We start from the raw sequence: 18,957 nt of genomic DNA, 5'->3' as shown, positions 1-18,957 counted from the left end.
CAACTGCAAATATTTAACATTAAATATTTATATTTTAACATACATCTATCAAGGATCATTTCTTTGTAACTCTAATAAAAACAGCAGGGCTATCTTCTGTTAGAAAATAGCCCTGCTGTTAATAAACATATATAGTAACAAACAACGAAGATGGCGTCGCTTTATTCTTTCTTTGCTTCTGTTTCAGCCTTTTTAACCTCTGTCTTTTTTGTCGTTACGGTCTTTTTTGTTTGGCTTCCAGACTTTTCTATCTTAATTCTAAGTTTATCGTTTGCCACTTCGATCTTCTCTATTTTTGTCTGTAAGCGTACAATTTCCTTATCTTTCATAGAGATTTCTTCATCTTGATTACGTATGGTTGTCAGAAGAGAATTTAGCTCATCGTTATCGATATCTTCGGGGTACAAGCTATTCACACGGTTGATAAAGTCGCCGAGAATATTCATATAATTCGTAAAGGCATCGAAAGGACTGCTATATATCCCCCTATCTATAGCCATAACCGAAGGTTTAGTCGTCATGAAACGGAAATTATTAGAAGCCTGAAGATAGTCCCAATCCTGATTGATGCGCGGATCACTTGCAATTCTTACCCTATCGGCAACGCTATAAAGCTTGTTGAAAGCCTCTCGTTGCATCGGATTTCCGAGCCAACTGCTTACATCACGCTCCTCATCTACCCAACTTAATGTATCTGGAACGTCTAAATTTCCGACACTTTTTGTCGAGGCGCATATCTCTGATGGCGTAGAGAATGTTATTTCTTTGGCTTTTGCACAAACTGGCAACGCTTTCATAAATTCGAGGATATTACTTGACAATGGTTGCGCAATACCCAAAGCAGACAATTCCATAAAGATATTAATTATCTTTTCTTCATCGGGAAAGCGGGAAATTCTATCGATATAATGGTCTGCAAACAGAGGATATCCCTCCCATTCACTATTATTGAAACGAAGCGATATGTCATCACTTAAAGTCACATCACGTAACAGTAACTTCAGATTAGGCGCCAATGCACAATTATAAACATAATGGGGCGATTTCCATCCCAATACGTGTTTGGCCCCTTCGGTCAGCATTCCGTTGAACCCTAACTGCGACACTTGCAAACCTATATCATCGCTATATATCAATGAAGAATTTCGCAGAATTGTAGGTGTCTGACCGAATAGCTCTTTTATCTTGTTGCATTGACGCTTCACTTCCGCCGCGAAACTCTCTTCGTTTATCAGAGAAGCAAGGCCATGAGAGTATGGTTCTGCAAGAAATTCCACGCAACCGGTTTCATTGAGTTTCTGCAATTTTTCAATTACTTGCGGAGCATGTAGTTCGAGTTGCTCAAGCCCTACGCCGGAAAGAGAAAAAGCTACTTTAAAATAACCATCGTTCTTTTTGATCATTTCCGACAGAGCATTTAAAGCGGGTACATATGAATATTCCGCTATATTGGCAATAGTCCGTTCGTTCTCATAATCATCATAATAATAATGATCTGTGCCTATATCAAAAAAACGATAACGTTTCAGATGAATAATCTGATGTATTTCGAAATATAAACAAATTGTTTTCATTTTATATCGTATTAATTATGTTTTACAGATTTATTAAATAGTTAGCGCAACCCTAAGGTGCGTTCGTAGAGTTCGCGTATCCAACGCCCTACTTTCTCCCAAGTTATTTGGTCAACTTCTTTTTTTCCTTCTGATTGCAAGTACTCGAACAAGCTTTCGTTGTGGCATATACTGTAAATAGCATCCGCTAAAGCGTGTATATCCCAATAGTCTACCTTGATACAATTGGTAAGAATTTCTGCACAGCCGCTCTGTTTAGAAATAATAGTCGGCGTACCGCATTGCATTGCTTCCAAAGGAGAAATGCCGAAAGGCTCGCTCACAGAAGGCATCACATATACATCTGAGTCTTTCAAACATTCATATACTTGCTTTCCACGCATAAAACCGGGGAAATGAAAACGGTCTGCAATACCTCTTTCTGCAGCAAGATATATCATCTGATCCATCATATCGCCATTACCGGCCATACAAAAACGCACGTTACGAGTACGATGAAGTACCATATTGGCAGCCTCGACAAAATACTCAGGCCCTTTCTGCATAGTCAATCTACCGAGGAATGTAACGATTTTCTCTTTCCCTACATGGCAAGGACGTTCAATATCTTCCAACTCTCGACGAAGTGGATAAACTGCATTATGTACGGTAAAACATTTACGAGAGTCCTGATGGTATTGGTGAATTACGGTCTGACGAGTCAGCTCTGACACACACATAATACAATCGGCATTATCCATTCCGTCCTTTTCAATGGAATAAACGGTCGGATTTACATGTCCTCTACTTCTATCGAAATCTGTAGCATGCACATGAATACACAAAGGTTTGCCACTAACTTGCTTGGCATGTATCCCTGCCGGATATGTTAGCCAATCGTGTGCATGAATAATATCATATTCCTTGGTTCGAGCAACGACTCCCGCCACAATAGAATAATTGTTGATTTCATCATGCAAATTATCGGGATATCTTCCCGAAAATTCTATGCATCCGAGATCATTTAAATTCATATAATTGAAGTCGGCATATATATGATCCCGTAGGCTATAATACTCTTCCGGTTGCATTACGTTGCCAATTCTCCCCTTTACATACTCGTAATTTACATCACGCCATGCTATAGGAACGGCATTCATCGCAACGATATGTGCAGCGTCTTTATCTTCATCTCCCCATGGCTTCGGCAGACAAAAAGTAATGTCCATGTCGCCTTGGGCATGCAATCCCTCGGTTATTCCATAGCTTGCGGTACCGAGCCCACCAAGAATATGAGGAGGATATTCCCATCCAAACATTAATACTTTCATTGTAATGTCCTCCCAGATTATTTAAAGTTAAACTTTTCAAGCAATTCCAATGTTCGCAATATTTCTGCTACATTGATGGCAAATGAGATAGCTCCTCTCCCCTTAAAGGGCGGATTTCCGTCAAATAGTTCGGGAATTGTACCTAAACAGAGATTAAACATCTCATCTTCATACCCCACCATTTGGCGTTCCACGAAACTAAGACTCGTACGTTTATATATCTTCAAACACGCCTCCATATAAAAACCTCCTAACCAAGGCCATGCTGTACCTTGGTGATAAGCATAGTCTCTTTGTGTTTGCGGACCGACATACATCGGGTTGTATCCACTACTTTTGGGAGATAATGAACGGAGTCCCTTTGGTGAAAGCAACTCTTTCGTACATATATCAAGAACATCTTTCCGTTGTGTTTGGCTTAAAGGAGAATAGTCGAGTGCCACTGCAAAAATCATATTTGGCCTAACGCTCCAATCTGTTGTTCCACTTTCATCCACATAATCGAACAAATATCCATATTCATTAACAAAAGTCGAGACAAAAGACGCTCCACATTTTTCTGCTAAGGTTTCAAGGTGTTCTGACATTTCTGCCTTGTCGTCCTCTGCAGCGATACTTGCAATAAACTTCAAGGCATTGTACCAAAGGGCATTGAACTCCACTATATAGCCTGAACGCGGAACAACCGGTCTGCCATTTGCGGTAGAATTCATCCATGTAACGGCCCGATCTCTGCCATCGGTCTTTAATAATCCATTATCTTCAAGCGATAAATTCGGGTGTTTTCTTTCCTCTATAAATTTAACAATATCGTACAATAGCTTCGAATACATCGCTATACATTTCTCTTGTCCTACCTCCTTAGCATACTGTTGTATAGCCCATACCGCCCATAGAGGTACGTCCGGCTGCTCCATTTCATAAATCTTTACACTCAAAGGTTTACCTTCCATAAACTCACGCAAGCCCTTTTCTGCCGTTTTCATTACAAGTTCGAAATAGTCTTGCTCCTCAATAGAAAGCGTTAATCCCGGTAAAGCAATGAACGTATCACGTGCACGACTCTTGAACCAAGGGTATCCCGCCAGAATATATCTCTCATCTCTTTTCGTTCTATTATGGAACTGATGAGCTGCATTAATAAGACAATGCAAGAAATTATCGCGTGGACTACGCTCCTCCACCTCTTTGTCAAAGAGCTTTTTTAACCCTCCCGTCTTACTTTCCGAAGTAGATGCAGCAAATACAATACTCTCTCCTTTCTTAATATTCATTTCAAAGAAGCCGGGGACATACAAATCTTCATTCGAAGCATATCCGCGTTCTTGTTCTTTCGGATACTCCACTCCTCGATACCAATCGGGATGAAAAACGAACTCATTGCTCTTACTGAACTGCATATATAGATCGGGATACCCGACATACATGCAAGTACGAATGCCATTGTCTACAAGAGAATAATCTCTACTTGCCGTTGAATTTTCATGTGTAAACTGCCTTACGCTCCTGAAAGCTAAGAATGGACGAAACCTAAGTATTGTTGCAGAATGTGCATCAACTAACGTGTACCGAATTAAAATACGGTCTTCATAATGTTGGAAAACAACTTCTTTCTTTAATACAACCCCTCCTACCCGATAAAGCGTAGTAGGAACTTTGTCACAATCAAATTCTCTTATGTATTTGTGACCTTTAGGACTATAATTATTGCCCTGATACTTGTGAAGACCAAGATTAAACTCTGCTCCATGTTGTACCACTGTAGCATCAAGCGAAGAAAGTAAGACATGATTCTCATCATCCAATTCTGGCACAGGAACAACGAGCAGTCCATGATACTTTCTGGTATTGCAATCTACAATTGTGGAGCATGAATAAGCACCCGACCGGTTCGTACGAAGCAATTCCCTCGGCAACGATTCTTCTAAATTAGTCATCAATGCCTTTTCAAATCGTAGATAACTCATAGGTCAATTAAGGTTTAAAATTTATATTCAATTCATGTTAAAACAGTCTTCGATAACTGCATTCAACATCTCAAAGATACATTTATTTGATTAAGTTACAAAATAAAACCGGCTTTATTTTAAATAAAAGCCCGTATTTTATATTTTATAAAACATTTTTCAAATTCTCTATAACGTTTTTAAATAAATATTATTAATTTTGCACATAATATAATTATGTATATGTCTACAGATAAGGAATTGACGAAAGATGCGATTGTAGATGCGATTGCTCGGTTATGGGATCCTCTTACAACAAGTCAACGACAGGCTTTGAAAGAGAATATATCTGTCAAATATTTGAAGAAAAAAGACCTTATCTACAAGAAATTAGAACCCCCCACCGATTTAATTTGTCTGCTTCAGGGAAAAGTTAAAGTGTATAAAGAAGCATTAAATGGAAGAAACCAGATCGTAAGAATAATAAAACCCATAGGTTTTTTCGGTTATAGAGCCTATTTTGCCAATGAATATTACAAGACTTCAGCCCAAGCATTCGAATCCTCTACCGTTGCTTTTATTCCTATGCGTTTCGTTATTCAACTGATTAAAGAGAACTTTCATATAGGATTTTTCATTATTAACCGTTTATCAAAAGAATTAGGAACATCCGATGAACGCATCATAAACCTTACCCAAAAGCACATTAGAGGCCGGTTAGCCGAGACTCTGATCTATCTAAGAGATAACTATGGAGCCGAACCTGACGGTGCAACCCTAAGTATCCGTTTACGACGTGAAGATATTGCCGACCTATCGAATATGACAACAAGTAATGTCATTCGCACGCTTTCCACTTTTTCTAAGGAACGTCTAATAGAAACAAAAGGCCGTAGTATTAAGATAATTAACGAGAACGCTCTTTCTAAAATATCGAAAATCGGTTAGCACCTTTCTTTTTCAATCGGGAATAAGGAAGTTGATAACTTCCTGTTCTACCGTTAATGTAAACGCTCCCACGGGCGTATTCATCAGTCGTCCGTCTATACAAACGGGCGCACGATGCGAGTCTTCAACCATTACTTTATATGTGCGATAAGGGTACACTCCCTTATGATTTAAAATTTTCCCCTGTAAAAAGAGATAGATACCTCCGAACAGCTGCATCATCTCAGAATGGTACACCACAGAAACATCAAGTAAACCGTTATAAGGAACGGCATTTGGCGTCTGTCCATAGCCTAAAGCATTGCCCACACACATAGTCATAACACTACGATGTATCGAGTCTGTATTGATTTTAATGCGCATTTTATACTCCATACGCTGAAAAATAAGCAGTATAAAAGAGAATAGAAACGATAATGTTCGTGAACCGAAAATACGTTTCGTCTGCCTGCGAAGGTTCATTATCGAGGCAACCAATCCAACATTTACACAATTCAAAAAATAACGATGACAAGCCTCGTCATGCTTATTCTTATATCTTATGCAGCCCAAATCTATTCTGCGCACACGATGTTTCTTCAATTGGGCAATGGCAATATCTTCCTCTCCTTCCTTTAAATTCCAGAAATGGGCAAAATCATTCATTACCCCACAAGGGATAACACCTAACGAGATACTCTCTCTAACGGCTCTTTCTTCGCGCATTAAGCAGTTTGCAGCATCATTCAAGGCAGAGTCTCCCCCTGCTATCACAATAGTCTTGTAGCCGTTATTGATCATCATAGTGACGAGTCTTTCCACACTTTCCGAGCTTTCACTATACACATAATCGTATTGTATATCCTGCTCATCAAGACATTTCTCTATCCTATTCCATCTTTTCCGTGCATTTCGCGCCGTTGATTTAGGACAATAAATCACTCCCCACCGTAAACTGTTCCCTGCCATAGTCGTTCTATCTGTTTTATTTTTTCGTCCAAAGGCAACAAGGCATCAATCCAATGTATCGTAAAACCACGCCTTTCCATGCCTCTAAACCATGTCATCTGCCGTTTGGCAAACTGATGAATGGCAATCTCAAGCTCTCTGAACATCTCTTCATACGTGATTGTGCCAATCAGATATTCTGTTACGAACTTATATTCCAATCCGTAGTAAATTAAATCTTCGGCATCTACGCCGCTATCGAGCAATGCCTTGATCTCGTTTACCATACCTTCTTCGTCGAGACGTTGCCTCAATCGGGCCGTTATTCTTTCTCTACGTTGCTCCCGCCCGATACTTACACCGACAATTAAAGAGTCTATCGGCGGCATCACCCGCTCTTGCGTAGGGTGTTCCAAGTTATAAGTTTCTATCTCGATAGCTCTTATCGCACGCTGTACAGTGTCTACATCCGACCGGTTATGCATATTTGAACCGGTCTTACATTTCAATTCTTCGAGCATAGATGTAAGTTCAAGCAACGATTTTCCAGCCAACTGTTCGCGCAACACCGTATTCTGCGGAACGGGAGAAAGTGCATATCCTTTCAACACGGCCTCGATATACAAGCCGGTACCGCCACATAAAACGGGCGTAACACCTTGTTTTGTCAAATCATCATACACCGTCTTAAAGTCTTGCTGGTATCTGAAAAGGTTATACTTCGTACCGGGTTCCGCTATATCTATAAGGTGATAAGGCACTTTTACCCCACCCACAGTATAATCGTCCAAATCTTTTCCCGTGCCTACATCCATACGCTTGTACACCTGCCTACTGTCTGCACTGATAATTTCTGCACCGATTTTAGCCGACAGAGCGGCAGCAAGTGCCGTCTTTCCGCTTGCTGTAGGCCCGAGTATGGTTATCATTTTCATGGTTACAAACTTACTGAAAAAAACTCATAGTGCCATCGTTTTGTATAAAAAAGAATTAAATACGGTAAACGTATCGTGTTCTTATGTCAGAAACATATCCTATATATGTTCCCTTTATCCGTATCAAATTCTACGTAATCGGCCGTTTTCTTTCTCAATTTCGGCATCCTGCCATTCTTATCTGTAATTTTTGCATATCCCATTCCCCGATAATATAATCTACATCTCATACCGCCGAGCGATTTAACCGTTACCTCTGTGAGCTGCATATCCGCCCATGTTTCACTTATCTCGAACCGATTGACGGCACATAACCCTCTCACAGTTCCTTCAGGCCATATTTTCGGCAGTGCCGGAAGCAGGTGTATCGTGTCCGTACAGCTTTGCAACAACATTTCAGCCATACCTGCAGCTACACCGAAATTACCGTCTATCTGAAACGGGGAATGGGCATCCAGCATGTTATAATATATTCCACCTGCCTCGGGCGACATGTTAAGCGTGTAATATTTGGAATGCTGAAAGGCCATTTTGAATATCTTAGCACAAACATCTCCATCGAATGCTCGTGCCCAAAGGTTGATTTTCCACCCCATAGACCATCCCTGAGACTGGATACCCCGTAGGCGCAAGGAATTTACAGCCGGCAGGAAATAAGGACTCTTCGGCGAGATACCATCGAGCGGATATAGCTCCATCAGGTGTGAAAGGTGCCTGTGATCGCGTTCTTTCCCATTACCGTCGGCATAGTCAGTATATTTCCACTCGCGAAGAATACTGTCTCCCGCCGTTACACCGTTATACACGTTGCCCCATTCCCCCGTATACACCTCATTATGCAAACCTGTATCCAAACCAAGAAGCCTTTCTTTCAGTGCCTTTACAAACATTCTATCTACACAGGCTGCCTTGTTACCGACGATACTGATAGCTTTCAGCGTAGCAGAAAAGAGATTTTTTACAAGTTGTTGGGCATGAGCCGTGGCATTTTCGGGCTTAATGGCATACACACCCGGGGCACTTTCCGTTCCCGGACCGTGCTCCGGCGAATACTCATCGGGACATTCATAAGTTCCGTCGGTGGCTTTTACGAGCCTTTCCAACCAGAGCTCGCACTGGCTGACCATCACCGGAAGAGCCTTATGTAGCAGAAATTCACGGTCGAGCGTGTAGCGGTAATGCTGCCAAAGGTGCGCACAGAGCCACGCACCTGCCGCGCAATAGTTGTTTTGCCACGCGGTGCAATGCCCGAAGATATTATTTTCAGTAAAACAAGCCCACCCGTTTTGTTGCCTTAAACGCACACGGGCATACGATTTCCATTGCGGTTGTACGAGTGCCATATTATAGATGTAGTTCAATAACTTCTCGTTCATCTCGGAAAGGTTCGTACTGTTAGCAAGCCAATAATTCATCTGTACATTGATATCTGCGTGCATATCGCACTGCCAAGCAGGCTCGTTACTGTTGTTCCAAATGCCTTGCAGATTATTCGGAAGGTCTATGCCGCGCGACGATGAGATAAGCAGATAGCGCCCATACTGAAAGTAAAGTTGCTCTATCAATCGGTAACGATTGTCGTGTTCGTAGTTTTCGGCATAGCCATCTATCAGTTTATCCGTCGGTATCGTATTGGTTACGCCGCCCAATTGCAAGTCTGTACGGTCGTAAAATGCCTTGTAATCTTCCACATGCCGGCTATACAACGCCTGCCATCCCATAGAAACAGCACTGTCAACCGTATTCTTTATTCGCGACGGCAATAATGTCGTGTGGCTTATATAGCTCGGTGCAACGGCGTTATAATCGGTACCGGCAGCAAGTACTACCATCACTTCGTCGGCATGTTTTACCACGATACCATCATTTGTTGTTGTCACCGTTCCACCTACAGCTGCCACTTTCATCCGGGCACAGTAACTTACAGTCGTCAACTTTCCGGCAAACATACCTTCTTTACCTTGATAATAAGTTTCCCGCCCGTGTACATCGTTCAGATAAAAGCGGTTGTTTATCGCTCTCGGGACAGATGCTTTTATGTGGATAACCACACACTGTGCAGGATTACTTGCTATATATTCTCGGGTATAAACGGTATCGCCGTCGGCAGTAGACCACGATGCAACGGCCGTGGCATTGCTAAGATCGAGGTTGCGGTAATAATTATACACGCCACGCCTATCGTAAGAACCGCCGATATGTTCTATCACCAGCGCACCGAAGTTTTGATAAGAGCCCCGTTCTTCGGCACTTCCGGTCCAAAGAGTTTTCTCGTTGAACTGAACTATATCTTGTCGTATTCCGCCATAGATCATTGCTCCCAGCTGTCCGTTTCCTATCGGCAAGGCATATTCTTGCCACGGATCGTCCACCTGCATAGCTGTAACAGGCGCCGTATACCATAGAGTCATCGGGTGAGAAGGCGCATAATAAGTAGCCGGATAGCAGGTGTATTCGGACAACACGACCGGCATTGCGGCGCCATCATCCATGCTTGCAACTTGTACAGGATGGCAAAAAAGCATACAGACACAACATAAAAAGATTTTGTTCATATCGATGGTTATATTTAATCAATAGGTACGCCTTTCGTACATCGGCGGTTCATTCTCTACAAAGTTCATTAAAAATTACGATATACACAAGTGTTTTACGAATAGTTTTTACAAATGAAACGACATAAAGGATGAGGGAGGAAGGAATAGGGATGAGAGATCGCAAAACATAACACGTCATCTATCTTCGATACTTCATATATTTATTCCGCACAGACCATGCATCTAACCGACACACATATACCGCTTAATAAAACAAGACGTAACGGGTGTCTTTGCAATAATGATAAAACAGAGGCGAAACACAAAAGGTCTGTCTGTAACACCTTTTATGTCTCGTCTCTGCAATAGAACAAACAAGATGCGGAAGACAGCCTGTTTGTCTTTTAATAAAAGCTCGAATATCGTTAATCCATATACCTAAGTCTCAAGCTGTTAAGTATTACACTCACACTGCTGAATGCCATTAAGGCGCTCGCCCAAGTAGGTGTAATCTGGAAATCGATACCGAACAGATAGAGCAGACCTGCCGCCAACGGAATACAAACAAGGTTGTAGACAAACGCCCAGAATAGGTTTTCGTAAATCATCCGCACGGTCTTTTTGCTCAATCGTATAGCATCGGAAACATTACGTAGGTCATCTCCCATCAACGTAACCTGTGCCACATCCATCGCAACATCGGTTCCACGCCCCATAGCTATACTTACATCGGCCGTTGCCAATGCCTGCGTGTCGTTAATTCCATCACCCATCATGGCCACAGTCTTACCTTCTTGCTGCAGTTTACGCACCAGATTTTCCTTGTCTTTGGCCGCTACATTACTCCGATAATGCCTTATTCCCGCCTTTTCAGCCCAGTATTTGGCGGCTTCTTCCTTATCTCCGCTCATCATATACACGTCTACTCCTTGCTTTCCGAGCATTTCTATGGCCTCACGTGCATGGGGTTTAAGCGTTTCGCGTTCCTCGGGTTTCATGTCGTTTGCCTTGGTAAAGTCAACATTCAGATTGGGTATCGTAAGCGTACCCGTCTTGTCTACCACCATCGCGTTTACATTACGGAGCGCTTCCAAGGCCGTAGCGTCTTTGATCAGGATATTCCTATGCGCCGCCTTCCCTATGCCTACCATCAATGCAGTGGGCGTTGCGAGCCCCATTGCGCACGGACAAGCAATGACAAGCACACTCACTGCCGAAACTATAGCCTGCGGCATGTGAGACCATCCGGCAATGATAAGCCACAAAGCAAATGTGAGTAACGCTATTCCCGCTACTATGGGAACGAACACCATCGCTACTTTGTCTACCGTACGCTGTACGGGTGCTTTAGAACTTTGTGCCTCCTGCACCATACGTATGATATGTGCCAGCGCCGTATTCTCGCCGATTTGCCGGGCTCGGAAGCGGAATGTACCCTGTTGGAGGATAGTTCCGGCGAGCACGTTGTCGCCTTTTTGCTTCAATACAGGTGTAGGTTCGCCCGTGATCATGGCCTCATCAATGTACACACCTGTGGCACACATGAAGCTATTAGCCTCTGTCACCTCACCGTCTACAGGCACTTTTTCACCTGCATACACCTCAATAATATCACCTACTTTAATGGTCGAAAGCGGTACATTCGTCACTCCGTCGGCCGTAACACTATGTACCGTTTTCGGAGCAAGGCCCATCAACTCCCGAATACTCGATGCTGTACTGTTCTTGGCACGCTCTTCAAGCATCCTTCCTGTAAGCACAAATGTGATTATCATTACCGATGCATCGAAATAGGTATGCCACTCAATACCGCGAGAGGTCCACACTGCATCGCCGAAGAAGGTGTTGAACGTGCTGAAAAGGAATGCTATAGCGGTGCTCAATGCTACCAATACGTCCATATTTGCCGTGCCGTGGCGCAGCTGTTTCCATGATGTAACATAGAATTGTCGCCCGCAATAAACCATGTTCAGCAGTGCTATAATCATGGCAAACTGATTGATAACGTCGCGCGAACCTACATGCCACCACCCCATAGATATCGACATAACTGCCACAGCAAATATCCACGACAGAATTACTTTATGGCGTAAAAGCACGTATTCGCGGCGAAGTATTTCCGTAACACTGCGGTCTTCTTCGATTACCAAGTCGTATCCGATGCCGTTGATCTCGTCTTTCATCTTTTGAAGAGATATGGTTTTCGGATCGTACTCCACTAAGGCAGACCGTCCGGGAAGGCTTACCGAAGCTGATGTTACGCCCTCCAAAGAGTTTAACTTGCGCTCCACGTTGGCGGAACACGATGCACATGCCATCCCGATAACGGGTATCGTTCTCTTTTCCATCATATTATTATCCTTTCTGAAAACGTTATTTTACCGGTCAAAGAAGCATCTCCAAAGATTCAAAGCTGCAGGTCGTAGCCTATTTCGTCTACGGCTTTCTTCATGTATTCGGGTTTTGTAAGCTCGTCATCGTAAGTTACCGTAACGCTTTTATCGCTCAAATTAGCCTCTGCTTTCTCTATTCCAACGAGGCAAGAAAGTCTTTTTTCCACCTTTGTCCTGCAATGATCGCAGGCCATTCCGTTTACTTTAAATGTTTTAGTTTTCATATTTCTCCATATTATATGTTTGCAATAGCAAAGATACAACAAAGAGAGGACACCTGTGTTACAGTATTATGGAAAAGAATTGTAATATTCCTGTAAAGTCCGTTTCGTATCTATCGGTTCTGCATACGTACCATTTCTTCCCGCAACAATCGGCATACGGTTGTGCTAATGTTGCGCTTTGCCGTCTTCGGATGCATGGCCTCGGACAGAGAGATATTGGGAGGATTGATGCTCTCTGCACGATCGAAACCTGCTGCGAGCAATCTTTCACGATCCGATATACTGCCCGCGATAAGCCAAATCGGCACTTCTGCTGCTTTTGCATGATGCAAAATCACGCTCGGGAGCTTACCCATTAAGGTCTGACAATCGGCATTTCCCTCGCCTGTTATTACATAATCGGCAGTTTGCAGAATGGTGTCGAAACCGGTAAGTCGTAGCAACAGTTCCGCTCCTGACTGCATTTTCGCCCCCAAATACTGCATGAAAGCGTAGCCAAGTCCGCCGGCCGCGCCTGCACCTTGTGCCATGGAAAGGTCTCGTCCCAATAATTTTGCAGACTCGGAAGCAAATTGCCGTGCCTTCATGTCTAACCTTTCGACCTGTTCCGCAGTAGCCCCTTTCTGCATGGCATATACGAATGCCGCGCCATTCTTACCGTAAAGCGGGTTTTTGACATCGGATGCAAGAACAATATCCAACGGTTCCGACTCCATACTTATTGCCGTATCGAGTGCCGAAAGCATCCCCATACCACAGTCAGACGTGGCACTCCCGCCCAATCCAACGATGAAACGACGGCACCCTCTGTACCACGCAGCATTGATGAGTTCACCGACTCCAAACGATGTAGCATGTTCCGCATCGCGTTCTTCAGGTGATATAAGAGCGATACCGCATGCCTGCGCCGCTTCTATGATTGCCGTTTCGTCCGACGTAACGGCATATTTAGCACGCACAGATCGCATCAGTGCATCGTGCACATCGACTTCTACGAGCTTTGCATGCAGCGCATGAGCAAAGACTTCGAGCATCCCGTCGCCACCATCCGACATGGGCACAGCCGTAACATTTGCTTCCTTTACCGCCTGCTTCGCCCCTTCTGCTGCAGCAATTTCAGCCTCTACCGTCGTTAAACAGCCTTTGAAAGAGTCTATAGCAAGAACGATATTCATGCGATTTCTACAGTCTGTGTACGTAAGTCCCTACAAACGTCCTTGATCGCCGAGATAACTGTCTTTGAAACCAAGGAAATATAACACGCCATCCAAGCCCATAGTATTGAGCGATTGCTGTGCATTAGCCACAACACGTGGCTTGGCATGGAAAGCTATACCTAATCCCGCTTCGGATATCATGGGCAGGTCGTTGGCACCATCTCCCACGGCTATAGTCTGCGCAAGGTTCACTTTCTCCACCTGAGCAATAAGTTTCAGCAACTCGGCCTTACGCTGTCCGTCCACAATCTCGCCTACATAGCGCCCCGTAAGCTTACCGTTTTCGTCGATTTCCAGTTCGTTTACATACACATAGTCAATACCATAACGCCGTTGCAGGAACTCTCCGAAATAGGTAAAACCACCGCTCAAAATGGCAATCTTATACCCGCAGCGCTTCAATACAGACATTAATCTGTCGACACCTTCCGTAACCGGCATGCTTTCTGCTATCTCCTTCATGACACTCACATCAAGTCCTTTCAGTAAAGCCACACGCTCTTTGAAGCTTTCCTTAAAGTCTATCTCGCCTCGCATGGCACGTTCGGTGATGGCTCTTACCTGCTCTCCCACCCCTGCACGTGCCGCCAATTCGTCGATGCACTCTGTTTGGATGAGTGTAGAGTCCATATCGAAGCATATCAAACGGCGCATACGCCGGTACATATCATCCTTTTGAAAAGAGAAATCCATCCCCATCTCCGACGACAGGTTCATCAAATCTTTCTGCAACAAGGCACGGTTATCGGGAGTACCGCGCAGTGAAAACTCTATACATGCACGCACATTACGGCTCGGATTCTTAATACTTACGCGTCCACTTAGGCGCAGAATGGAGTCGATATTCAGCCCTTGACCGGCGATAACCTTTGTGGTTGCCGCAATTTGGCGTGCCGACAAACGGCGCCCGATGATAGTAAGAATGTAGCGATTCTTACCCTGTTGGCTTACCCAATCCTCGTATTTACCGTCTGATATGGGCTCGAAACCGATGTTTACTCCAAGTTCCGAAGCCTTGAAAAGCAACTCCTTCATTACCTGTCCGGAATGTATGTCGTCGATGCGGATAAGAATTCCGAGCGACAGAGTACTATGGATATCGGCCTGACCGATATCCAGAACCTGCGCACCCTGCCCTGCCAATATCTCCATAACCGATGCCGTAAGGCCCGGTCTGTCCTGTCCAGTAATACGAACAAGTATCTGTTCTTCTTTTATTGATGTATCTTCCATCTTTTATATAACCGATTGATGATGATTAATTTTTCCTGATATAATCGAATTTATCGAAACTTAAGTAGCCCATATCGCGCAATTCATGCTCGCTTTTGTTACGAAAAGCGTCGTCGTTATGGTCGGGTATCAGCGGAATACGTACCGTTACGCGGTCTGCCATGCCCTGTGCAACGAGCCAACGCAGGTTATCTTTCACCCGTATATTGCTTAAAGTAGTGTACGATTTATACACTTCAGCATCCATATCCTTAATGTCTACGATATAGTTTCCTATGAAAGGAGCCACCTCCTGCAAATGCTTGAGGGGCACATTCAGACTTGTTTCCAACGTTATGTGCCACGTTTTGGGCATTAAGATACAAAACTCTTTGATGAAATGGCTACGCAATAAGGGCTCACCGCCGCCGAATGTAATACCCCCACCCGTGGCAAGAAAGTACATATTATCTACCATCACGGCCTCGAGAAGCTGCTTGGTAGTATAATATTCCCATATTCCTTCGGGCGCAAGACACTGTTCATTAAGGCAGAATTTGCATCGCAACGGACAGCCATGAAAGGCAACCAGCGTGGTTACTCCTATGCCGTCGGTAGTCAACCTGTGCCGGTCGATACCGATCAATGATGCCATTTCGTATGTTCGCACGGTATTGTTTTGCCCGTCCATATACCTTTTAAAACATTTGTTCCGTAAATATTTACCGCCACAAATATAGTGTTTATTGTAGAATTACGCAAACCTTCAAATGGTTATTTTATAGAATAAAAGCAAAAGACGGCCTACCTCTCCCCGCTCCCTCCAAAGAAAAACAAAGAAGATACTGCCATATTAATATGGCATTCGATGTGTCAGAATATAATACAGTAGAATTATTAATCCTTTTATTATCAATAATATAACGCGATAACATTGTGTCAACAGCAGACAATCTGTTGACATAAAACCGCTTTTTGCTTATCTTTGTAACCGAAAAATGATATGCCTATCATCTTTAGAGCATATTGATAAGACCGTTATTCATTATATGTAAGAATTTTACACATTACATTTAAATTAAACATTATGGCAAAAGGAAGAAGCATTTGCAACGTATTGAAACAGATACGTAAACAGATTGCCGATGCCAACGGTATAGGATATGCCCCTACGCCCTGCCGTTTCAAGGGCGAATGCCGAGGCACCTGTCCGGCGTGTGAGGCCGAAGTAAGGTTTATAGAGCGCGAACTGGACATGCGACGTATGGCAGGTAAAGCCGTTACATTGCTCGGACTGTCTGTAGGAATGGCATCGCTGACGGCCTGTCACGAAAGGCCTAAGGCATCTAAAGCAAAGAATAAGACGGAAACTGTGGTAGAAAGAACCCGGATAGCAACGGGGGATATCGATGGTAATATTGCATCTCCATCCGGCAATCCCATCAGGACAATGGTAAGGTTTACACCTCCTGAAATCGCTGTCAATCATAAGCAGAAAAGAAATAGGCATGGAAAAACAGAGTTTTTCCCACCGGAGAATATACTAACTGGCGACATTGAAATAAAACCTAATACAACCATAACCGACACAACCAATGCATGTAACGCGGCAGAGACAGCCGAATACAAAGGCGTTCCCTCTTATATAATCACGGGAGAAATACAGGCTCCGGCCGCTATTCGAAATAAAAAGGGCGACGATCCGACCAATCCGGTGTACTTATATGTGGAAAACAGCCCTCAATTTCAAGGAGGATTACAGGCTTTGACGAAATATATTACCGACAATCTTCGTTATCCTAATGGCGATAGCGATATACACGGACGCGTTGTTGTGAACTTTATTGTGGAACGAGACGGATCGCTTAGCGATGTTAAAATATTACGATCGGTCGATCCGTTGCTCGACAAAGAGGCCTTACGCATCGTCAACAGCATGCCTAAATGGCTGCCCGGCACTCACGATGGCAAAGTAGTAAGGGTAGAACACAACGTATCGGTGGAGTTTTAAGATGTAAAATAAAAGAAGAGGGAGGAGAGATTAGTGGCGTTAATCTCTCCTCCCTCTTCTTTCATCCTTTATCTTCTTCCTCGCTATTCCTCGGAGAAAAGGCAACGATTACTCCCATTCGATAGTCGAAGGCGGTTTCGACGAGATGTCGTAACACACACGATTGACGCCTTTCACTTTATTGATAATCTCGTTAGAAACTTTCGCCATGAAGTCAAAAGGTAGGTGTGCCCAGTCCGCAGTCATAGCATCTTGACTCGTAACCGCACGCAATGCCACTGGATGTTCGTATGTCCGTTCGTCACCCATGACACCTACGCTGCGGATAGTCGACAACAATACGGTACCTGCCTGCCACACTTTGTCGTACAAACTTGTGCCGTCGTCGCAAATATAGTCATGCATCGCCTTGATATAAATATCGTCTGCATCCTGCAAAATGCGGACTTTTTCGGGCGTAATATCACCAAGTATGCGCACTGCTAAGCCCGGTCCGGGGAACGGATGGCGCTTGATAAGCCGCTCGGGCATACCCAATTCGCGTCCCACACGCCGCACTTCGTCCTTAAAGAGCCACTGTAAAGGTTCGCAAAGTTGCAATTTCATCTCCTTAGGCAGGCCTCCTACGTTATGATGACTCTTAATAGTCATGCCCGTGATGCTAAGACTTTCGATCCTATCCGGATAGATCGTTCCTTGTGCAAGCCACTTGGCATCGGTTATTTTCTTAGCTTCAGCATTGAAAACCTCTACAAAATCGTGCCCTATAATCTTGCGTTTTTGCTCCGGATCGGTAACTCCAGCGAGGTCGTCAAAGAACTTTTTGCTTACATCTATGCCTATCACGTGGAGTCCCAAGCCCTGATAAGCGTCCATAACCTTACGGAACTCGTTTTTTCGAAGCATACCGTGATCCACGAATATACACGTAAGATTACTGCCGATGGCCTTGTTCAGAAGCGTGGCACACACCGAAGAGTCTACTCCGCCCGACAGTCCGAGGATAACACGATCATTGCCTAATTGTTCTTTAAGCTCTTTTACGGTTGTTTCAACGAATGAAGAAGGGCTCCATTCCTGACGGGAATGGCAGATATCTACGACAAAGTTACGGAGCAGTGTTTTACCTTGTGTGGTATGAAACACCTCCGGATGAAACTGAACCGCCCATAACGGGACCGACGAACCGGCATAAGCGGCGAATTTTACGTCGGCCGTAGAGGCGATGACATGGCAATCTTGCGGAATTGCAGTAATGGTATCGCCATGACTCATCCATACTTGTGAGTTTTCATCAAAGCCTTTGAACAGTGGATTTCTGGCATCGAACTGCTGCAAGTTTGCCCGTCCGTATTCGCGAACGCCCGTCTGTTCCACCTTTCCGCCGTTGGCATAAGCAATGAACTGCGCACCATAACAGATGCCGAGCACGGGATATTTACCGATGAAATCGCCCAAATCGCACTTGAAAGCCTCCTTATCGTGCACGGAATAGGGCGAACCACTCAGGATTACTCCGATTACAGAAGGATCGTTCTTTGGGAACTTATTGTAAGGAAGAATTTCGCAGAAGGTATCCAGTTCGCGCACCCGTCGGCCGATGAGCTGCGTTGTTTGCGAACCGAAATCAAGAATTATAATCTTCTGTTGCATAATATAAAATGAATTTAAAAGCCTCACACCACGCTCTACTCTGCAGACGAAAGCCGACAGGAAGCCTTGC

14 protein-coding genes are annotated in these 18,957 nt (G+C 44.0%); 2 read left to right on the top strand and 12 right to left on the bottom strand.

The window, feature by feature from the left end; genetic code table 11:
- Positions 1–161: 161 nt before the first annotated feature.
- Genes BN3912_RS06450 through BN3912_RS06440 form a run of 3 tightly spaced genes read right to left on the bottom strand, consistent with a single transcriptional unit; the run spans position 162 to position 4,851 of the window.
- Complete coding sequence (locus BN3912_RS06450) at positions 162–1,574, bottom strand: glycoside hydrolase family 57 protein (protein ID WP_023983129.1); 1,413 nt, start codon at positions 1,572–1,574, stop codon at positions 162–164.
- Positions 1,575–1,615: 41 nt separating this feature from the next.
- Complete coding sequence (locus BN3912_RS06445; protein WP_036858911.1) at positions 1,616–2,884, bottom strand: glycosyltransferase family 4 protein; 1,269 nt, start codon at positions 2,882–2,884, stop codon at positions 1,616–1,618.
- A 17-nt stretch (positions 2,885–2,901) separates the two neighbouring features.
- Positions 2,902–4,851 carry a glycogen debranching enzyme N-terminal domain-containing protein gene (locus tag BN3912_RS06440; RefSeq protein WP_023983131.1) on the bottom strand — a complete coding sequence of 650 codons (1,950 nt, stop codon included), beginning with the start codon at positions 4,849–4,851 and terminating at the stop codon, positions 2,902–2,904.
- 222 nt (positions 4,852–5,073) lie between these two features.
- Between BN3912_RS06440 and BN3912_RS06435 the strand changes: the two genes are divergently transcribed.
- Positions 5,074–5,778, top strand: coding sequence for a Crp/Fnr family transcriptional regulator (locus tag BN3912_RS06435; RefSeq protein ID WP_023983132.1), 705 nt, complete (start codon positions 5,074–5,076; stop codon positions 5,776–5,778).
- A gap of 12 nt (positions 5,779–5,790) precedes the next feature.
- Here BN3912_RS06435 and BN3912_RS06430 read toward each other — a convergent pair whose 3' ends face one another.
- The 8 genes from BN3912_RS06430 to BN3912_RS06395 all read right to left on the bottom strand — a co-directional run bounded on the left by BN3912_RS06430 (position 5,791) and on the right by BN3912_RS06395 (position 15,914).
- Positions 5,791–6,726: a diacylglycerol/lipid kinase family protein gene (locus BN3912_RS06430; protein ID WP_023983133.1), complete on the bottom strand. Its 936-nt coding sequence runs from the start codon at positions 6,724–6,726 to the stop codon at positions 5,791–5,793.
- Positions 6,696–7,640, bottom strand: a complete 945-nt coding sequence (miaA, locus tag BN3912_RS06425) for a tRNA (adenosine(37)-N6)-dimethylallyltransferase MiaA (protein WP_023983134.1) — start codon at positions 7,638–7,640, stop codon at positions 6,696–6,698. Before miaA ends, BN3912_RS06430 begins: the two co-directional genes overlap by 31 nt.
- A gap of 86 nt (positions 7,641–7,726) precedes the next feature.
- The gene (locus BN3912_RS06420) at positions 7,727–10,132 is read right to left on the bottom strand and encodes a glycoside hydrolase family 95 protein (protein ID WP_036858914.1); all 2,406 of its coding nucleotides are present in this window, start codon (positions 10,130–10,132) and stop codon (positions 7,727–7,729) included.
- Between the two features lie 470 nt (positions 10,133–10,602).
- Positions 10,603–12,525 (bottom strand): heavy metal translocating P-type ATPase, encoded by a 1,923-nt coding sequence (locus tag BN3912_RS06415; RefSeq protein WP_023983136.1) that lies wholly within the window; start codon positions 12,523–12,525, stop codon positions 10,603–10,605.
- A gap of 59 nt (positions 12,526–12,584) precedes the next feature.
- Positions 12,585–12,794 carry a heavy-metal-associated domain-containing protein gene (locus BN3912_RS06410; protein ID WP_023983137.1) on the bottom strand — a complete coding sequence of 70 codons (210 nt, stop codon included), beginning with the start codon at positions 12,792–12,794 and terminating at the stop codon, positions 12,585–12,587.
- A 110-nt stretch (positions 12,795–12,904) separates the two neighbouring features.
- The gene (locus tag BN3912_RS06405; protein ID WP_023983138.1) at positions 12,905–13,969 is read right to left on the bottom strand and encodes a glycerate kinase family protein; all 1,065 of its coding nucleotides are present in this window, start codon (positions 13,967–13,969) and stop codon (positions 12,905–12,907) included.
- A gap of 30 nt (positions 13,970–13,999) precedes the next feature.
- The gene (serB, locus tag BN3912_RS06400; protein WP_064972277.1) at positions 14,000–15,244 is read right to left on the bottom strand and encodes a phosphoserine phosphatase SerB; all 1,245 of its coding nucleotides are present in this window, start codon (positions 15,242–15,244) and stop codon (positions 14,000–14,002) included.
- A 25-nt stretch (positions 15,245–15,269) separates the two neighbouring features.
- Positions 15,270–15,914 (bottom strand): radical SAM protein, encoded by a 645-nt coding sequence (locus tag BN3912_RS06395; RefSeq protein WP_023983139.1) that lies wholly within the window; start codon positions 15,912–15,914, stop codon positions 15,270–15,272.
- A gap of 396 nt (positions 15,915–16,310) precedes the next feature.
- Between BN3912_RS06395 and BN3912_RS06390 the strand changes: the two genes are divergently transcribed.
- Positions 16,311–17,234 (top strand): energy transducer TonB, encoded by a 924-nt coding sequence (locus tag BN3912_RS06390; protein WP_023983140.1) that lies wholly within the window; start codon positions 16,311–16,313, stop codon positions 17,232–17,234.
- Between the two features lie 108 nt (positions 17,235–17,342).
- Here BN3912_RS06390 and guaA read toward each other — a convergent pair whose 3' ends face one another.
- Entirely contained in the window at positions 17,343–18,887 is a 1,545-nt protein-coding gene (gene guaA, locus BN3912_RS06385; protein ID WP_023983141.1) for a glutamine-hydrolyzing GMP synthase, read from the bottom strand.
- Positions 18,888–18,957: the final 70 nt, after the last annotated feature.

The sequence above is a fragment of the Prevotella phocaeensis genome (genome assembly GCF_900065875.1).
In the GTDB taxonomy this organism is placed as follows: Bacteria; Bacteroidota; Bacteroidia; order Bacteroidales; family Bacteroidaceae; genus Prevotella; species Prevotella phocaeensis.
This window is presented reverse-complemented; position numbering and strand designations above follow the sequence as displayed.